Origin of the sequence: Streptomyces sp. NPDC050161, from assembly GCF_044460025.1 — a bacterium.
Lineage (GTDB): Bacteria > Actinomycetota > Actinomycetes > Streptomycetales > Streptomycetaceae > Streptomyces.
This window is the reverse complement of record NZ_JBITJM010000003.1, coordinates 184,627-205,002: the sequence shown is the minus strand read 5'-3', so window position 1 is coordinate 205,002 and position 20,376 is coordinate 184,627. Positions and strand designations below refer to the sequence as shown.

The 20,376-nt window shown below is 73.3% G+C and carries 3 protein-coding genes (1 of these 3 only partly in view); all 3 read right to left on the bottom strand.

What is annotated here, in order from left to right; translation table 11 throughout:
* Nucleotides 1–253 precede the first annotated feature (253 nt).
* The gene (locus ACIBK8_RS06355) at nucleotides 254–1,861 is read right to left on the bottom strand and encodes a beta-ketoacyl synthase N-terminal-like domain-containing protein (RefSeq protein WP_399040428.1); all 1,608 of its coding nucleotides are present in this window, start codon (nucleotides 1,859–1,861) and stop codon (nucleotides 254–256) included.
* Between the two features lie 245 nt (nucleotides 1,862–2,106).
* A complete protein-coding gene (locus ACIBK8_RS06350; protein WP_399040426.1) occupies nucleotides 2,107–3,366 on the bottom strand; it encodes a hypothetical protein in 1,260 nt (419 codons plus the stop codon).
* 144 nt (nucleotides 3,367–3,510) lie between these two features.
* Nucleotides 3,511–20,376, bottom strand: the final stretch of a protein-coding gene (locus ACIBK8_RS06345; protein WP_399040424.1) for a hypothetical protein. Its footprint extends 24,114 nt past the window's final position; the window shows 16,866 of its 40,980 coding nt (coding positions 24,115–40,980); the start codon falls outside the window, past its right edge — the gene reads right to left on this strand; its stop codon occupies nucleotides 3,511–3,513.

Sequence of the window (20,376 nt, the reverse complement as noted above, 5' to 3'; positions counted from 1 at the left end):
GTCGCACACGCATCCCCGGCGACAAGGGACTACCGAATCCGGTACGGAATGCGCCGGGCGTCCGCCCCGGTGCCGTACGCCGCGGTCTCCCACGAACGCCCTGTCAACGTATCCACGCCCGCCCCCTACTTTGAACCCCAGACCGGCCGCCCCACCCCCTACTTCTCGGGCCCTGCCACCGGTCGCGAGCAGCGCTGCGCCGCGCCGGGACGGGGGTCACGGCGCGGCGGCGGGGAGGGGGTGGACGGGTTGCTCAGCGGTGGCCGGCGAGTTCCAGCAGCCGGGACAACAGCCCGGCCTCGCGCAGGCGTTGCAGGGGCAGCTCACCGATGATCTCCAGCACCTGTTCGTCGTCCAGCTCCGCCGCGGCGTCCGCGAAGCCGTCCCGGTCGGCGCCCACGAGGACGGCGCGGTACGGGGCGGCGTCCCGGGCGGGGGCGAGGGTGTGGGCGAGGTCGTCGGGGTGGCGTCCGGGGTGGGCGTGCGGGCGGGCCGGGCGGGTGCGCAGGGCGTCGGCGATGCCCGTCGAGAGGACCCACGGGACGGGGAGTCCGCCGTGGTCGCGCCGCGCAGGTCCCGGCCGGCCGGCCTCCTCACCGGAAGGCCGCTCCGCCGCGGTGGCAGGCGCCGCGCGCCGCGGGCGCCAGTCGGACAGCACCACATGGCAGTTGGTGCCGCCCGCGCCGAAGGCGCTGACCCCGGCGAGTACCGGCTCGCCGCCGTGCCGTACGAGCGGCCGTACGCCGTCGCCCGCCCGGAGGTGCGGCGCCTCGGGAGAGGCTTCGGTGTGCGGGGAACCCGCTACGAGGACGGCCTCGCGCAGGCACAGGACCGCTTTGATCAGCGCGGCGATGCCGACGGCGCCCGCCGGTTGTCCGACGGCGGCCCTGACCGAGCTGACCAGCAGGGGCGCGCGTGCCGGGCGGGCGCAGCCGAGTACCGCGTGCAGCGCCGCCTTCTCGGCCAGGTCGGCGTCGGCGGTGCCCGCGCCGTGCAGTTCGACGAACCGGGCGGCTGCGGGGTCGGCCCCGGCGTGTGCGTAGGCACGGCGCAGGACGTCTTCCTGGGCGGCGGCGAGCGGGCCCGCCGGGGTGCCGCCGCCGTCGTTGTTGACGGCGCCGCCACGGATCAGGCAGTGCACGGTGTCGCCGTCGGCGAGCGCCCTGCGCAGGGTCTTGAGGACGACCACCCCGCCGGCCGCGCGGGCGCCTCCGACAGGTGAGTCCGCGTCAGATATGAGGTGGGCGGCGGCTCCCCCGGCCAGCGCCTCGCTGCACTCGCCGGCCCGCAGCGCCTGACAGGCGAGATGGACGGCGGTCAGCGCGGATGACTGCGCGGTGTCGATCACCAGGCTCGGGCCGCGCAGGCCGAAGACGTAGGACACCCGGTTGGCGAGCGTGCCGCGGCTGAGGCCGGTGGGCGCGGTCCTGGCGGCACCGGCTTCGTGGGGGCGCAGGGGCGCCGTGTCCTCGTCGGCTCCGATGAAGACGCCGGTCTCGCTGCCCGCCAGACCCTCCGGCAGTATTCCAGCGCTCTCCAGGGCTTCCCAGGCGAGTTCCAGGACCAGCCGCTGCTGCGGGTCCATCGCGGCGGCTTCACTGGCGGCGATGCCGAAGAATTCCGGCTCGAAGCGGTTGACGGAGTCGAGGCACGCGGCGGCCCCGGTACGGCCCCGGTCCGGGTGCCCCGCCATCTGCGGCTCGCCGCCTGCCGGTGGCGTGCCGTCGTGGAGGAGCCGCCAGAAGGCTTCGGGTCCTGCCGCCCGGGGGAAGCGGCAGGACAGTCCGACGACCGCGATGGCGCCGGCTTCTTCCGGCGCGGGCTGTGCCGCACCTGTGTCCCCGTCGGAAGCGATGCCCATGTCATTCCTCTCGCGCGCCGCGCCCGGCGCGCACTCCGCTTCCGTGCGCGGTGCCGGCCATCGCTTTCCGTGCCGTCGATTTCCGTGCCTCCATTGTCTCTGCCGGAAGGAGCGGAACGGCGCACTCACACCCCCTACCGACCCCTAAAAATCGGCCCGGAGAGATAAGGGGTTCCCTCAGCTCTCCGGGCCGTGCCGCTGGTGCCGTTCAGCGCTCGGGCGGTGCGCAGACCGTCAGCGGACCGTCAGCCGGTGCACTGCACCCCGACCGCCGCCGCGGCGTGGTGCGCGTTGGCGAAGCCGGAGCCGTAGTCGACGCCGCGGGTGTGCAGCTTGACGGCCAGGTGTCCGCCGGTGATGGCGAAGCTGCCGCCCGACACCCAACTGCCGCGCTTGTCCACCTGGTTGACCGTGAAGTCGCCGAGCGGCTTGCCCGTCGCGCCGGCCGCGCCGTACACGGAGTACCGGGTGGGGTGCCCGCCGACGTGCGCCACCGCGCTGTCCTTGGGGATGTACACCCGGACCTGGCAACTTCCGGACGTCACCGGCCCGGTGGCGAAGGTCCACAGGGCGTAGTTGCCGTCGTCGCCCTGCTCGCCCGCCATCGGGACGGAGGTGAACTTCCCGCCGCAGCCCTCCTTGCCGTAGCCGCCGTCGTGGGTCGTCCAGCCCTTGTCGCCGTCGCTGTACGTCCCGTGCTCCTTGTAGCCGGTGGTGCTGTTGGTGCAGTCCGGGCCCGCCACGGCCGCGTAGGTCTTGCCGTCCTTGGGCGGGGGTGAGGAGTGGCCGCCGTCGGCGGGGGCTCCCGCGCCCGCCGAACCGCCGTCGCCCGAGCCACCGTTGCCGGAACCGCCGTTGCCCGAACCGCCGTTGCCCGAACCGCCCGAGCCGCCGCCGTCGCCGCCGGGCGGGCCCTGGTTGCCCTGCGGCTGGTCGGCGCCCGGCACGATGCCCGCGCCGCGGCCCTGCCCGTCGTAGTCGGACCCGGCGGCCGGCGGCTGCTTGGCGTCGTCCGAACCGTGCCCCATCAGGCCCTTGATGAGGAAAGGCGAGCACAGCAGCAGCACACCGGCCAGGGCGGCTGCCGCCACCATCGGCTTGGACACCCGCCCGGCGGGCCCCGCCGCCTCGTCCGTGGCATCCTCGCCAGGCCCCGACGAGCCCGCGGCTGCGGCGGACCTGGCGTCCTTCTTCCCGGCTACGGCCTGTGCCGCCGTTCCCTGCGCGCCTGCGGCGCTCTGCCCCGACGCGGCGGTGGCCTGCGCGGATGCCGCTCGCGGTGCGGGCGCGGGTTCCGCGGCGGGATCGGTGTCCGCGGAGATGACGGGCACGGTCACGCCGCCCGTGGCGTACGGCCTGCCCTCGGTCGCCTGCGGTCGCGGTCCGGCCGGCGCCGATGGCTCGGCCTCCGCCGCTTCAACGGCCGCTGTCTCGGCGGCCGTCGACGGGGCATCGGCCGCGTCCCGTCGCGCGCCGCCGCCCTTGCGGGACTCTTCCGGCTCCATGGGCGCCATCGTCTCCTCTTCTGCTGTTGCTCGAAGTGCGTGTGCGGAGGGGTGTAGGGGGTGGGGACGGATGCGGCGGGTGTGTCGTCCGATCCGCCGCGCGGGCTCCTCGGCCCGGAACGGGCGGCGGTGCGTGGCCCTGGATCATCCCCGGGCCTCCGGATCGGGCTGCCCGTCCGGGGCGGTGCCGGTGTCCACGGGCCCGTCCCAGGTGGCGAGAGGCTGCAGGTCGACGGGCGACACGGCACCTGGGGCCGGGGCGGCGGGAAGGTCCGTCCCCTGGGAGATCATATCCAGGTCCTGAGCCTCCCTGCCGGGCGGCGGCAGGTCCGGGAGCACGTAGTCGATGACCGTGCCGGTACCGGCGTCGAAGGTCACCCGGAGCCGGAACGGCAGCTCCGCGTCGGCGACCAGGACATGGGCGTCCCCCGCCAACTCCTGGGCCTGCCGGGCACGTCGAGCCGTCAGATACGCCGCGACCCGCAGCCGGTCGGTGGTCCAGCCGTCCGGCAGCGCCTCCGGTGCGTACCACGCGTCCCACGCCTTCCGGGCGAACCGGTCGCGGAGTTGCGCCGCCAGCTCCCCGGCGCCCGGTCCGTGCGGTGCCGCGTCGGGGTCGTCGGACCAGGTGCGGACCTCGGGGTCGGAGGACAGTCGGTCAACTCCCGCCTTGTGCAGCTGCGACAGGGCCGACGCCGTCTCCTGCGCCGTCCACGTCCGCTCCGCCGAGGAATGCGGCTGCCATCCGTCCGGCTCCACGGGCATCGGGGCCAACTGCCGTACGCGCGCCGCGAGTGCGTCCACGTCCGAAGCGGCAGGCTCCACGCCGAGCAGCCGGTACGCCGCCTCCGCGAGGTCGGCTTCGCTGCCGAGGAGGAGGGCGGCGACCGGGTCGGGATCGGCGGCGGTCCCCTGGGAGTGGGCCGGATCCGCCGCTGCCACCGTGAACTTCACCGGGACGGCCGTCCCCTGCACCTGGTTGTAGACCGCGTCGACATGCTCCTGGAGACGCCGCAACGCGCCTTCGTAGTCCGCGTCGTCGACACCGCTCCCCCGGGCGGGCCGGGGCGCCGTGGCGGTGAGGTGTACGCCGTGCTCGCCGCCGGTGAACAGCGCGTGCCGTACGGCGAGGCCGACCGAGCCACCGCCCACCGGCACCCGTACCGTGACCGGCCCGCTCGTGGCGACCCGTGCGTCCTCGCTCCACCGGGGCAGCGGCTGCCGCGCCGACGGCCGGATCCAGACGTGTTCGCCGTCACGCACGAAGCCCTCGATACGGACGCCGTTGCCGGTGCCTGACCACAGGTAGCCGGTGTCGTACAGGGTGATGTCGCCCGCGTCCAGCGCCCGTTCGTGGCCCTGCGCCACCGCGTCCCACAGGCCACCGGTCGTCCAGTCCGACGGGAAGAGCTGCGACCACCGGCCGCCCGCCGGAACCTGCCAGTCCCCCTCGCCCGCCGTCTCCGGGCCGTGCGCCCCGGTGTTCAGGTCCGGCAGGAGACTCACCCGTGCGGTGACGACGCCGTTCGCCTCCTTCCAGTCGACCTCCCTCGTCACGCCGTCCTCATGGACCAGCTTCTTGCGCGGCCGGTACGACATGCCCCGCTCGCGCTGGCTGTCCGCGTCGTAGAGGAAGTGCCCGGCGAGGTTGCGGGCCCGGTCACCATCCAGGACCAGCCGTTCCAGCCGCTCGGTGACGCGCGGGCCCGGTGTACCGGGACGGGGAGCGAGGAAGGAAGGCGCCCGGAGGTCGGCCTGGACGGGGTGCAGCCCGAAGTCGACGACGTTCCCCTCGCCGTCGGCCTCGCCCCACAGCCGCAGGCCCTGGTAGACCCCGTCGAAGCGGCGCGGCGCCGACGGGTCCTGCCAGCTGCCGCCGTCCCGCCGCCAGGCCAGATACGCCTGCTCGACGGCGTAGGTCACCTGCTCCGACGACCAGTTGGGCGGCAGCATCAGCACCGGCTCGGTGGTGTGTGCCGTGCGGGTGAGGTAGGTGCCGTTGGGGTGCGGCTGCCCGACCCGGTACGAGGAGGGGCGGGCCCCCGTCCCGGCCGGTTCGAGCAGTCCCGGGGAACCGGCGCCGCCGTACAGCATCCGCCGTCGCACCTCCAGGGGCACCCGCACCCGCGCGGGGCCATCGGCATCCGGCGTGCCGGTGCGGGCGGCGCCCGATGGGGTGTCATCGGTCGCGCGGTCCTGCCGCCGGACCTGGCCGGCATCGGCGGCGGCCCGCCAGGCGTCGTCGATGGCCTGCCCGAGAGAGCGCAACTCCCTTGGTTCCAGGACCACTTCGCCGGATGCGGACAGCAGCGGGACGGGCCCGGGGGCCGGAGGCTGCGCGTCGGAGCCCGGCGTGACCAGGACGAATTCCAGCGGCTCCCCGTCCGGCAGACGGTGGGCTGTGGTGGTGTGCACGGCACCGGGCAGGTCCGGCTGCCCAGCCGCCGTGCGCAGGACCACCCGGGTCGTCCAGGGCCCGCCCGTGTGGCGCACCCGGCTGACCTCAAGCCCCTGGAACAGTCCGGACGGCTGGTATCCGAAGCCGTCCTGTCCTGCCGGTCCCGGCACGTCGACGCGGATGGTGCCGAGCGTCATCGGCGGGAGCGTCGCCCCACCGGTGCCCGAAGTGGCGGCTTCCGGGGAGGAGTCGGCGCCCGCGCCGGCCGGCCGGTGGCCGCCGATCGGGGGCGGAACCGGCCCGTCCGGGTGCGCGGGGGCGACGGCCACCTGCCGGAAGGGCGGCGCCTGCTCCTCGACCCCCGACATGTCCGAGACCGTGTCGCTGTCGGAATCCGTGCCGGAACCCCCTTCCGCATCCGTGTCCGTGTCCATGTGTGCGTCCATGTCCGTGTCCGTGTCCTGGCGCGGGCCATCGGGCTCGTAGGGGCGCCGCTCCCCCGGCGTCGGCGCGCTCGGCCGCGGCGGGGCGCTCGGCCGCGGCGGGGCGCTCGGCCGCGGCGGGGCGGAGCGGCCACTCAGTACGGAGAAGATGTCCGAAGCGTCGTCCGGGTCCATGGCGGGCTCGTTCCCACCGGACTCCGGATCCCGCACCCCGTACGCGGCGAGGTCGTCGTCACTGTCCGACTCCGGATCCCGCACCCCGTACGCGGCGAGGTCGTCCTCACTGCCGTCATCCGGCAGGAGCGGCGGTGCCGCCATCCGTTCGTCCTCCGGCCAGAACTGCTCGGCCGCATCGGACGGCACCAGCCGGTAGTCACGGATCGTGCCTTCGGCGTCGGTCCTGACCTGGAGTGCCAGGTCGTCGTGGCCCGGGACGGTTCCGGTGGACACGTCGCGCCCCGGTGTGTCCGACCTGCCCTGCTGCGCCGTGCGGAAGGCGAGCAGCCGCAGTTCGTCATCGGTGAGTCCGGCGGGCAGCTCGTCCCCCGTTTCCTTGTACCAGGACTCGGGGGCGAATGCCGGCCGGAGCTGGGCGAGCAGTTCTTCGACGGTGTTCCGACGGGTGGCGAACGGGGCGAGCTCCTCGGCCCGGTACGTCTCCAGCAGCACCCTCGCCCCCGGGTCGGCGGCCATCCCCGCCGGTGTCCTGTGGCGTAGCGCCGTCACGATGTGCTGCTCCGCGTTGTGCGGGAGCCAGGCGCCGGCCGCATGCGGGGACGGCATCGGCACCTGTTGGCAGGCGGCAGCGAGCAGCGCGTCTATCTGCTGGGCAGCGGGCGGAATGCCCAGCAACTGCCGTGCCAGCGTGGCCGGTCCGACCCGGGCACACAGCGCGAGGAATTCGGCCGGCTGCGGTGACCTGACTCCCGGCGGCGGCCCGACGGGCACGACATCGAAGCGGACCAAGGGCAGCCCGTCGCCCCGGGGCACCTTGTTGTACGTCGCGTCGATCTCCTCCTGGACCTCTTCCAGATAGTCCGTCAACTCGCGCTGCTGGTCGGTGTCCATGCCGTGCGGGACGGGCAGTTCGACGGCCAGTTGCACGCCCAGATCACCGTCGTCGAGCACGATGTGCGACACCCGGAAGGGAGCCTCGGTGGTGCCGCTGGTCGGCAGCCGGACCGTGTGCTCCTGGGACTGCGCGAGGTGCTCGTCGTCGTCCCAGGTGGACCAGGTCACCCTCGGCTGGTACGCGGAGGGGCGGACCCAGATGTGGCGTCCTTGGAGCGTGTAGCCCTGGATACGGACGCCGTCGCTCTCGCCGATCCAGAGGTAGCCCGCGCCCAGGGCGTTGTCGCCCTCGGTGTGCCAGCTGAACCGCCCGCTGTCCAGGGCGCGAGTGTGGGCGTCGCGGACCGCGCCCCACAGGACATCGGCCGTCCACGCTTGCGGGAAGAGCAGGTGTCCGCCGTTGTGGCCGTCGGCGACCGTATGCCACTGGCTGAGGTCTCCGAACGCACCCGGTCGCGGGGAGACGCGTAGGTCCAGCAGCCTCACCACCCCTGCCCGGACGCCGTTCTCCAGGGGTTCACTGTCCGGCACGTCATACCAAATGCCGCGCTTGAACTGCTTTGTGGGCGCAAAGCCGTGATAGCCGCCCACACCCTTGGCGCGGTCGCCGTCGAGCACGAAGCGTTCCGTGAAGCGGGTGATCAGTGGCGCGCCGCCCGTGGTCGGCTCCGGCAGCAGGGTGCGGAACAGGGGGACTTGGAGTGCGCGCGGTGCCGGCCCGGTGTCGTTGGGGTCGGTCTGCTGTTCGTGCGGGGCGAAGTCGAGGATCTTGCCGGAGGCGTCGGCGACACCCCGTACCCGCAGGCCCTGATAGACCCCGTCGAAGGCGACCCGGCCCGCCCCGTCGGGCCAGATTCCGCCGTTGGCACGCCAGTTGAGGTACGCCTGCTCGGCGGCCTTCACCACCTCGTCCTCGGTCATGTGGTGGGGGAACATCATCACCGGGGCGCCCTCGGCCGTCGGCCGGCCGGCGAGATCACCGACCGTGGGGTGGTGGACGACGCCGTCGCTGCCCGCCGTGGGCTGCGACGGAAAGCGCGCCAGATAGGTGCCGTTGGGGTTCATCTCCTCCACACGCTGCGGGTACTCGCGGTGGATCGCGTGGTTCCGCGGCGCCATCCGCCCCGGGCGGGCGGTGCCGGGGTCGCCCCACAGCACCCGCCGGCGGACCTCCAGCGGGACGGAGACGCGCTCGGCCTCGGGGTCAGGCCGACGCCCGGCCGCAGGGCCTTGGGGTGCGCCGTCGCCGTGCGCTTCCTTCGCCTGCGCGAGGCGCGCCTGCTGCACGGACGACCAGAGCATCTGCAGGTCGTGCGGCAGCCACCGCAGGTTCGGCACCTGTTCGCCGGTGGACGAAGGCAAGTCACTGTTCAGCCAGGTGCGGCCCCACCGGTCGAGGTACTGCCCGGCCATGATCGAGCCGTCCTCGTCCAGCGGGCGCGGCCATCCTTCCTGGTACCAGTCCCGGCCGCCGAAGAGGTGACTGAGCTCGTGCAGCACGATCAGCGGGAGAGTGTCCAGGAACCACTCGACACTGTTCGCCCGGCCGTTGCCCGGGAACAGCGACACCGTGTGGTGGGCGCGGGAGCTGTCGTCGGTGAACTCCACGACGAACTGCACCAGATCGCCGTCGGGGAAGCGGTGCCCGATGTTGTGATACATGTCCACGTACGGGAGGACTTGCTGCTTCTTGGCCGCCACATCGGCGGGCGGGAGTGCGGGATCGGCGACCAAGTGAATCCGCGCGATCAGCCGGCTCAGCTTCGTACCGTCGCCGAGGTGATAGCGCCTGACCTCGAACCGCTGGGAGGGCACGGGCGAGAGCTGGCCCATCCCTTCCATGAACTTCTCGGACGGCTGCTTCACCTGGATCCGCTCGATCTCGGCCCCGAGCGACACCACGTGGAGCCGGTGGCCGAGGCCGTCAGGACCGTCGAGGTCGGGTGCCCGCTCGACGGAGGTGACGACGCCGCGCTCGCCCGGGGACATGACCACCGGCGCCCCGGGGTTGCCGGGGAAGAGGGGGTGGGTGCCGGTCGCCCGGAAGCCGGTGTAGACGATCTCCGTGTTGCCGACTGCCTGCGGATGGGCGACCACGAGGCTCAGGTCCAGTTCACGGCCCGTCATGTACGGCACCTGCGGCGAGGAGAAGCGCTGCCGGACGGCACCGTGGTGGGCGGGCAGCCTGCGCAGCCCGGCCGCGGCGACGGCGGCGGTGACCACGGCGGGCAGCGTCCGGTTGCCGAGGGCCTGCGCGAAATCGGGGAGCGCGTCGCCGGCGACGAGGGAGTGGACGGTGGCCAGTTCGATGACGGCGGGCCCGGTGGGCTGCCCGGCGTCCTGACCTGCCAGTTGCGCGAGGAAGTTCCGGAAGGCGACCGTTTCGTAGGCGGCTGACCGGTCGGCCCGGGTCTTGGTGAGGTACCGGTAGTCCAGGTCCACGGGCCGGTAGCCGTCCTGGATACGGCGCATCGGGTCGTCGGCGAGCAGCCAGCGGTCGCGCCAGGCCGACGTCTCCTGCCGCTGCCGCGCGAGGTGCGCGTACGCCTGGCGGATGCCCTCGGGCGACGCGAACAGCTCGGTGATCCGCGCGAAGCGTTCCTGGTGGACGCCGTCGTAGCGGAACAGGGAGGGGGCGCCGCCGGTACGCGCCAGTTGGCGGTTGCCGTTCGGGGGCTCGTGGTAGGCGAACGCAGGACCATCCGAGTGCACCGGCGTCCCGGGGAACCGCTCCCCCGCCACGTACGGGAGCGAGGCCCCGGCCTGGTAGTACTGGTGCAGTTCGGCGAAGAGCACGCGCACTGCGTCCACCATGGAGTCCGACAGCTCGACGGGGGTGCCTTCGCCCCGGTCGCCCAGCCGGATCGCGACCTGCGCGATGTGGTCGCCGAGCCACTCCGCGGGGATCCGGCCGGTGAAGTACATGTGGAAGGCGTCACGCGACTCGGCGGCCGCACGGGCGATGAGCACCTCGTCCGGCCCGCGGAAGATGTCGCCGTAGCGGTGGAACAGCTCGGCGGCGGGCAGCAGCCGGACCGGACCGTTGCCGTCGCGCAGCGGCAGACGGTCGAGGAGGAGCGACTTGGCGAGGACGTCCACGGGCAGGATCCGGCCGATGCCGTCGCCATCGGACCAGGCCAGCCTCAGGTACTGGCGGACGGTTTCCGATACGCGGGCGCCGACCGTCTGCCAGCGGCCGTCGGCGGCGGCGGTCTGCCGGTAGGCGTCGCCGATCTCCGGCCAGGCGCGCGCCACCCTGTCCGACATCGCCTTGGGCGCCTTCCTGGTACGGCACAGGGTGCGCAGCTCGGCGCTGACGGGGTGTTCGCCGGTGGCCGGGCCCGGCACCGCGCCTGCCGGACCGGCGGCCGGGGCGTCGAGCGCGCTCTCGTCGTGCGTCCAGGGCTCGACGGTCCCGGTCATGAAGCGGCGGACGGCAATCGTCCGGTCCGCCTCCCCCAACGCCTCGATGAGCGGCAGGTGTTGCTCCAGGAAGGCGTCGAGCCCGCGCTTGCGGAGGTGGTAGGACTGCTCGGGCCCGTCGGCCAGCAGCGGGTGCCGGGTCCTGCCGTCCTCCGGCTGCTGCGACTGCTCCCACGTCGCGTAGTGCGTGCGCAGCAGCCGCAGGGCCTGCCGCGACCTGCGGAGGTCGCCTGCGGCCCGTTCGACCGGGGTCGGCCGGGGGTCCAGCTCGGCGTCGAGCGGGAAGGCCGGGGTCCGGGTGGAGGTGTCCGTGCCCGGCTCGGCAGCCGTCGGCGTGCGGCCTGCCTGCTGCCGCACCGAGGCCGCGCTGTACCGCACGCCGGAGTCCTGGCCCGGCCCGGAGCCGCCAGGCCAGCCGTAGGGGCCGAAGCCCGCGTCGTCCAGGAAGCCCTGGGTGGTGGGCCGGTCCTCCCCCGCTGTGTCCGGGCGCAGATACAGGCGCGTGCGGCCGGATCCGAGGTCTTCCACCCGCTCGATCCGGAACGCCGATGCCGGCCTCAACATCACGGCCCCTGCGGGGAATTCGTCGTGGTACTCGGGCCAATCCCCAGGCAGGCGGCTGCCGTTCGCCCCCTCGATGTGCCATTCGACGGTCTGCTCGGCGCGCGGGGGCAGCGAGGCCGTGGATCCCACCAGCAGCGGTCCGAGATCGAGGTGCGAGCCGATCGTGTGGTGCTCGGCCATGACCTCGTCGGACCACGCGAACACCGGCTCCGTGTGTGCCGGCAGGGCGGACGCGGTGTCGTGGAGAAGATCCAACAGCGCGCGGCCCACCGGGTTTTCCCCGCCGAGCACCGTCTGCGCCTGGTTCCGCGCGGCCGCACTGCCCAGCCACCGCGCCAGGACCTCGCCGGGATCGGCGCCCAAGGTCACCGAAACGACCAGTTCCCCGGGCAGCCACTGCCACAGCGCCTCTGGCACACCGGCATCGGTCCCCGTGTGTCCCGCGTCGGCCTGCACCTGCTCGTACTCGGCGGCGATCAGGTCCATCGGCACGTCGTCCGCCGGCACGTCGTCCGCACGCGGCCGGTGCTCGAAGAAATCGTCCGCGTCGGCGCGCAGGCGCCTGCGCGCACCCACCCGCAGGACGAGGCCGTTGTCGCCCTGGACCGTGCAGAGGAATGTGTCGTAGTCGATGTCGGCCGACGGCGGGGCCGTCTCGGTCAGCGGGTTCCTGCCGCGTGCGCGGAGGTACTCGCCCCACTGAAGCAGCGCCCGCGCCAGGTCATCGCGCGGCGCCGTGCCGCGTTCGTCCGCCGCCGCCAGCCACGCCCGCGCCGCTTCGGCCAGGGGTGCGCCGTGCCAGGCGGCCAGCCGCTCCAGCGCCTCGTCCGCCGTGACGTCCGTATGGACGCCGCCGCCCTCGATCGGCTTCCGCTTCCGCGGGCGGGGGGCGGGCGGCGGCTCGCTGATGACGCCCTGCCGGACCAGGTGCCGGTAGAGGGAGCGGGCTGCGCTCTTCTGCTGGGGCCTCAGCGGTGCGGCAGCGTCCTGGGTACGGCGATCCGCGGGCCCTGCCACGGCCACCAGGTTCCGCAGGATTCCGGCCGTCTGCTCGTCGGGGCCGAGCTGCGGGTCCAGGTTCGCGGTACGTGCCTGCTCCCACCACGCGCGGATCTCGGAAGCGTGGACCTCGCGGGTGGCGACGGCGAATTCCGGGTCGGTGAGCCAGTTGCCCATGGCCGAGGCGAGGGGGTGACCGGAGCCGAGTGCTTCGTCCCACTCGCGGATCAGCCGGGCAACCGAACCGGGGACGCGGGACGTGCCCGCAGGCCCCGCGTCCAGGGCGGCAGTCGCGTCGTTGTCCGGATCCTGGCCGGTGCTCACCGGCTGCGGCTCCCTCAGTTCAGGGTGGTCCAACCGGTACAGCACGAACTTGTCGGCCCGCCGGCGCAGGTACTCGCGGGTGGTGTCGGCGAGGTTCAGCGGCAGACCGTCGTCCCCTCGCAGGTGCTGAAGGTGAAGGTCGTAGGCGTCGTCCAGGGACGGGAGCAGGTCCTCGTGCATCGGGTGCCGCCCCTGTGCACGCAGATACTCGTCCCACTGGAGGAACGCCCTCGCCAGGTTCGCCAGCGCCGCCGGTTTGCTGCCATCGGACGACAGCCAGGCCGGCACCGCGCGGTTCAGCGGGTCGCCGGGATAGAGCTCTGCCAGGGTCCGCCGCAGCCGGCCGACGGTCGAGCGGGGATCGCTGCCCGGAGCGGGCCGGTCCTCGGCGGTCGTCCGGCGGACGGGGGTGACGGGCGCATCGATGTGACCGGCGTGGGCCAGGTACGTGTGGAGGGACCTGATCGCGTTGGCCTGCCGGCGGGGCAGGCCCGCGGCGAATGCGGACAGGGCTGAGCCGTCCTGGCCCGGGTTCTTGAGAAGGCCCACCACGGCCTCCAGATTCCCTACGAATACCCGCAGTTGTTCAGCGGGCGAGACCTGCGGCTCCCCCGCAGCAGTGCGCGCCTGGTCCCACCAGGGCCTGATGTCGAGGGCGTAGGACGCCCGGGTGCGCTCGGCGAGCTGCCTCTGGTTGAGCCAGTTGCCCATTTCCACGACGAAGGGGTGGGTCTCGCCGTGCGCGTGATGCATCTCGCGCATCAGGTCCGCGACCGCGCGGGGCACGGAGGAGTGCTCGTCCCCGGCCGGTCCTGCGGTGCCGGGGGCCGGTGGCTGCGGGGGCCCGGCCTGCTCGGCCACGGCGAGCGCCTGGTTCAGCCGCCGGGTCACCTCGGCCTGGGCCCCCGCCGCGAAGTGCCGGCCGGTCGCCTCCTGCCACAGGTCCCGGCGGTAGCTCCGAGCCAGGTTGACCAGGCGGGTCCGCGTCCTGCCCGTGCTGGGATCGGTCTCCAGCCGGTGGACGAGAGCCGTCAGCTCCCGGCTCCAGGCCGCCCATTCCGTCTCACCGGCGGACAGTCCCGGCAGCCTGCTCTCGGCCCTCGACTTTCCGGCGCCGACCTGCTCCATCTCCTCCAGCGCCGCCAGCAGTTGCCGACGCGGCAGCTCCGCGTCGGCGTGGCCTGCCCGCGCGGCCTCATCGAGCTGCACCAGGTGCGCCCAGCCTTCCTCCCGATGCGCGAGCGGCGCCACCGCACCCCGGGTGCTCTTGCTCCACGACCGCAGGTAGCCCTGGACGGCGTCGATGAGCTGTGCGGCTTGCTGCCCGGTCATGGGCTCCGGCGCGTAAGAGGAGTCCGGCACCTGTACCGACGACGGCGTCCGGCCCGAACCCGACGCCTCGACCTGTCCGCCACTTTGCGCCACTGCGCCCTTCCGCCGGATCGGCCCGGCGCCCGATACGCGCCGCAGCCGCTCCTCCTCCGTGCCGATCCAGGTGTGGCCCGCCTCCCGCGCCTGCTGCGACACGTGGACGGCGACGGCGTGGGCGGCATCCCGCCCTTCGGTGATCAGCGCCGTCTTCACTTCGTCCAGCGCCCACTGCGTCAGGTCCCGGTGGCCGGTATGGGCCGCGTCCAGCACCGACGGCCACCGCAGGATCCCCGACGCCTCGATCTGGAGCTCCATGAGGTCGACCGGCGGGGCCGAAAAGGCGTCAGCCGAGTGGCCGAGGCCCTGTCCTCCACCGGCGGCCGTCGTCGGATCCAACGGCGTGAGCCACTGGCTCAGCGGGTCCTGGCCCTGCCACGTCCCGGTGTCGGCCTCCAGGAGCCCTTGCATGAAGGCGTCATCGGACTCCATGGCGTGGACGTCGGTACCGGGCGGCAGCCCGGTCGGGGCCCCTTCCATGGCCTGCGGCGCAGGCGGCTCGTCGCCGGTCGCCGCCGGGCGCGGATCCAGCTGCCGTTCACCGGCCATGCCGGGACCGGCGCCCTGCTGCTGCGACGGGTACCCAGCCGCCCCGAAGGACAGCTGAGGGGCGCTGTCTCCCCTTCCTCCACTGGGATCGAAGTCCGCGTGATCCGGGAAGCCCTGCGTGGCCGATGGGCCCGCCGCCGGTGAGAGCGGCAGCAGATACAGCCGCCTCCGGCCGCCGGGCAGCTCCTCCTGGGCCACCACCTGGAAGGGAGGCGGCATCGGCAGCAGCACGGCGCCCGCGGGGAATTCCTCGGCGAACTGCTGCCAGTCGCCGGGGACGCGGCGCGCGCCCGCTGCGCTGCCGATGCACAACTCCACGTTCTGCCAGTCCTGCGGCGGCAGGGACCGCGGGGACATCGCCAGCAGGCTCCCCAGGGAGATCTGAGCCCCGGGGACGAAGCCACGGACCGCCTCCTCATCGGTCCACAGGTACGCCTGCTCCTGATGTCGCGGCTGGTCCGACAACGCGTCGTCGACAAGTCCCAACAGCGCGGAGCCCAAGGGGTTCTCGGCATCGATCCAGTCCCACGCCTGCGCCCGCGCCGCCGCGCTGCCCAGCCACCGGGTCACGGCCTCGCCCAGCCCTGGCCCCGTGAAGCCCATCCCGTTCAGCTCCTGGGGCAGCAGCGCCCACAGGTACGCATGGGCCCACTCACGTTCCTCGTCGGCCGCGGACCAGCTGGTGCCCACTCCCTCCTGCTCCTCGCTCAGCTCGGCATACGCCTCCCGAATCAACTCCATCGGCACCTCATCGCCGGCACCACCCCCACCAACGGCATCCCCCAACTGCCCCTCACCCAGCTCGGCATACGCCTCCCGAATCAACTCCATCGGCACCTCATCGTCGTCCGGCCGGGTGTCCGGAGACTGCTGGTCGGCTCCGGGCCGCTCCGGGTGGGGCCGGGCGAAGGTCAGGAAGAATTCGTCGGCCCTGGACCGCAGCAACGCGCGGACGTCGCGCGACAGCTCGGGGGTACGGAGTCTCCGCAGAAAGCGGTCGAACTCCTCATCCTGGGACGGCTGGACCGTCTCGGTCAGCGGATGGCGGCCACGCTGGTGCAGGTACTCCTCCCAGCGGAGGAACGCCAGCGCGTACGCCGACTGCGTCTCAGGGGCGAACCGGCTTGCGAGCCAGTGGGGCACCACACGGGCCAAGGGGTCGTTGGCGTAGCGCTGCTCCAGCATGTGCTGCACACGCTGCATCGGCGGGCGGCGGCCACCGGTGAGGTGGCTGTGGAATGCCCGGACCACTGCGCGTACGTACCCGGGAACCGCACCGAAGTCTTCGGGGCCCCCGGACCTTGCCGCCTTCGCGACCTCCAGGTGCGCAACGAAGCGCTGCATCTGCTCATCCGGGGAGCCGTGCAGCTCCCCGAGGTCGTTCCGTGCCTTCTCCCACCACCGCCTGAGCCCCTTCGCGTTGTTGTCTCGCGTCCTCACCGACTGCGGCCGCTGGTGACTGGTGCGCCGTTGACTGTCCAGGAAGCTGGTCACCGCCTCGGTCATCGGGTGTCCCGCACCGTGGATTTTTGTCACGTCAGCCACAAGTGCTGGGGCAGCGGTTGTCCTGGGGGCGTCGACCCGACGCGGCAACCCCAGATCCATGACAATCCGCTCCCGCCCACCGGCACCGGCCGCCGGCAGCGAGGGCCGGGCACCGGGCCGCGCCGCATCGGCGTCGCCCAGAGCCTCCAGCAGTTCCGTCCGCAGGCTCTCGGGCGCGGCTCCTGCCCGCACGGCTTCATCCAGCTCGGCCAGGTAAGCCCGGCCCTCCTCCAGGCGCGCGGCCGACACCGTGCGCTGGGCGCTCTTGCCCCACCGCACCAGGTAGCTCCGGACGGCTTCGACGAGCTGCCGGTGCGTCAACTCCCCCGGCGGCACCGTAGCGGGCCCGGAGAGCGACACCTGCCCGGCCTCGTGCAGCACGGTCTCGTCGTGCGGGCCGGAGCCCGGACGGGTACCCGACGGGCCCGCTTGCGACGTGCGGCCCGAACCCGAAGCCGCGGGCGGACCGGACTCGTTCGACGGCCGGAATGTGGTGTGGCGCCAGCCCCGCAGCGGCCCTCCGCCCACCCGGCGGCTCAGCCGCTCCGGCTCCGTGCCGATCCACGGCCTGACGTCCTCCCGCTGGTCCTCCGGCAGGGCGGCCAGCTCCCGTTCCCGCTCCGCTTCGGACAGCCGGGCGGCGACCTGCGCCGCCATGTCGGGGCCCGACCTGAACAGCGCGGACTCCACCTCCTTCAGCGCGTTCCTGGTCGCCTCCCGGCGCTGCCGTACCGTCGGCGACTCCTCGTCGGTGCCGATCACGGGCGGCCAGCGCAGCACCGCCGATGCCATCCGGGCCCGTGCCCCGGCACCGCCCTCCAGCAGTCCGGCGATCATCATGTCCGCCGGCTCCGCACGCTCTCCGGCCGCGATGCCGACAAGTCCGCGGGGCACCATCCGCAGGGACTCGGCCAGGTCTGTGAGCTGCGAGGCCGCATCTCCCTGCAGGCGCAGCTCGCGGGTGAGGCGGGTCATGGCCGGGGCGTCGAACCACGGCTGTGCGGCCAGATCGGCGTAGCGGTCGGTGTCCACGCCCAGTTGCTCCGAGCGCCAGGCGTGGACCAGGTCCCGCGCCGTTTCCTCACCGGCGCCGAGGTACTGCCACAGGCTGCGGTGCTCGGCGGGGGTGCCGTCGCGGTAGGAGGCCAGACCGAGCTGCCCGCCGACGAAGGAGAGGTCCGTCAAGTGCCGGCCCAGGTGGGACAGTTCACCGATGTCGAGGTCGAGGGTGTTCAGCGTGGTGAGCAGTCCCCGCGCGTAGGCCAGCTCACGCGGCCGTCCGAGGAGAAGCTGGTTCATCTCGATCCCGGCGTCCTCCAGCAGAGGCTCAAGGCTGTCCTCCTGCCACCTGCCCGACGACTGCCCCGCAGCCAAGTGGTCCAGCAGGTTGATACGCAGGCCCCGGAGCAGGTGGTATTGGTCCTCGGTCAGGTCCAGCGCACGGGCGAGAGCGTAGAGCGTCGGGCCGTGGGCCGGGGGCAGGTCCACCGCGGCTGCTGCGGCTCTGATCTCCCGCTCGGGCAGCCACCCATCCGTCGTGCCGAGGTCATGGAGCCGCCTCTCCTCCTCTGGCCCCACACCGATGTCCTGGGCGAAGGTGTGCGCCTGCGCGAGGAACAGTTCCCGGGACTCCGAGTTCGCGTCCGGCTCGGCGCCCGGCAGCTCCGTCGTCTCGGCGACCCAACGCCGCAAGGCCGATACCACCTCGGCGCCGCCCGGACCCACCGGGTAGTGCTGCTGCACCGGAGTCGGCCGGCCCTCCATCCGCTCGCCCAGCTCGAATTCGACGGCCACACCGTCGAGCGCGTCCAGTACGCCGAGGAAGTCCATCTCCCGCAGCTCGGCGAAGGAGTGCCCGATGGGCCGTAGGGCGGTGTACGCCATGAGCTCGAAGACGTGCGGGGGCGCCATCCAGCGGCCGGTCCAGTCGCGTGCCGACAGATCGCCGGGCCCGGTGAACGCGCTGTCCGACACCAGGCGGTACAACCATGCCCGGCCCTGCGGCGTACGGGCGCCCAGCAGGTGGGCCGCGTCCCGCAGCAGGGACTCGGTCTCCGGGCCGTCGCCCAGGCCGAACACGGATCGGAAGTGCTGGAGCGCCGCCGTCTCGTCGGCCAGCAGCTGGGGCTGGAGCGACCAGTGGATGCCGGAACGCACAGGGGCATGGGTGGCCAACTGCCGCAACGTGTCGGCCACTTGGGTGATCCTTCGGCCGTGCCGCACCGACTGCGGGCCGGCGAGCGGCCGGAAGATGTCCGCAAGTTCCTGCGGCTCGGCGAGCAGGGGCAGCACGTCCAACCGCACCGGGAACTGCTTGAGCACCCGGTAGAGGTCCTTGGGCGTCACCCCCAGCGCGCGGGCCTGCTGCTCGTACGCCTCGTAGGTCGGTACCTCTCCGGTGACCCGGGCGAGGTGCACCAGGTGCTGCATCCGCTGGACGCCGAGCCGGGTGTACAGAGTGTCGAGGCGGAGGGTCTCCTCGGGGGTGAAGCCGTCCATCAGGGGCCGGTGGGTGCGCTGGATCTCCGCCGCCCGCAGGTGCAGTGCCTCGTCCGCCGCGCGGCGCGACGCCTCGTACGCGGGCGGGGTTTCGCTGTTCTCCGGCTGGGAGGTGGCGTCGTCGTAGCTGGGCAGGTCGTCGTCGGTCAGGGGGGTCCGGCCTGTCGGGGCCGTGTCGGTGGCCGGGGCCGCCGGGGTCTGCGGTGGTGTCGTCGGCCACTCGTTCAGCCAGGCCGTCACCGCGTCGTGGGCGTGCTGCGGCGTCATGGCGCCGTCCCGTGTCCGGTCCAGCAGCAGGGGGCGCAGGTTCTCCAGGGCGCGGAAGTCGGTGCGGAGTGCGGGCCTGGGTTCCAGTGCGCGGAAGATCGCGTCGTAGAGGTCGACGGTGGCGGGCGATGCGTGCATCAGCTCACGCACCGACGTGCCGAACGGGCGCAGGAACTGATCGGTCCGCAGGTAGCGGACGGCGCCCAGCTGTGCTTGTGCGCCGCTCCGTGCCGCCTGGTCAGGGGCGCCGCCAGGGGCCTCGTCCCCGGTTCCCCAGGTGGGCTGCGTCAGCGGCCGGAACCGGTCCGCCAGCCGGGACAGCGCCACCCAGTCGGCAGTCCCCCGCAGCCCGAGTACCCGCAGTCGCACGTTCATCGCGTCGGTCCACCGGCCCGGGGGCGTCCAGGCGCTGTCCTGGAGCGCGTTGACCTCGCCGCGCCCCCGGTGCAGTTCCCGCACCTCCCGGGCGAAGAGGCGGTTCAGGTCCCGTGCGTCCACGCCGATGGCCCTCGATGCCGCCTGCACGGTCGTGTGGAACTCTGCGTCGACGCCGGCCGGCACCCGGGCGCCGGAGTCCACCAGGTCGTTCAGCTCCAGCCGCTCTCCACGGTCGGCGAACGGGCCGAGATCGTGCGGTTCGAGGCCCACCTGTGCCAGCCGGTCGCGCAGCCGGTACGCGCCGAGCTCGACGCGTTGGTGCGCGTCGGCATCGCCGAGCCAGGACAACTCGCCCGACAGTACGGCCAGTTGTTCCGGCGTGATGTCCAGGGCTTCCGCCAGCTCGATGACGTCCGACGGGCGCACCCGCCAGTCCGTGACCAGGCCGGTCAAGGCCACGGACAGCTGCCCTGCCTCGGCGACGTGCCGGACCAGGGCCGCCGTCTGGTTCCTGTCCAGCCGCTGCTCCTGCGCGAAGGCCAGCAGCCCGGCGACGTCCACGGTGTCCGGCAGCGCACGCTCTCCGTCCATGGCCCTGCGCCACCCCGTCATGATGTCGCGGAACGCCCCGTGGTCCGGCGCCGTCCGGCTGCCCGGCGCCTCCCCGACGTCACGTACCGAAGCCACGAAGCGGGTGAACGCGATGGCCTGCGGCCCCGTCGCACGCGCCGTCAGGTCTCGGAACCAGGCGAGATCGCCGACGGACGGCAGGCCGTGGTACTTCAGATGCGACAGAACCTGTACCGCCGCGTGCACCCCGCCGAAGCGCCGCACCAGGTCGCCGAGCCGCTGCGGATCGAGGAATGCCAGCGCAGCCACCTTCCCTTGCGCGTCGGTGAACCGGACCAGTTCCTCGGCCTCTTCGGCATCGATTCCGATCCGGTCGGCCAGCTCCTCGACGGTGTGTGGCTGATGCGCCGCGTCCTCGTGCACGGCGTCCACGTTCTCGGCGGGGGCGAGGCTGCCGGCCTCGGAGACGTCGTCGGTCTCGGGGTAGGAGTCGGCGTCGTCGTTCCACCATGCCTCCGGGGCGGCGCCGCCCCGGAGCCGCAGCGGGCCGTC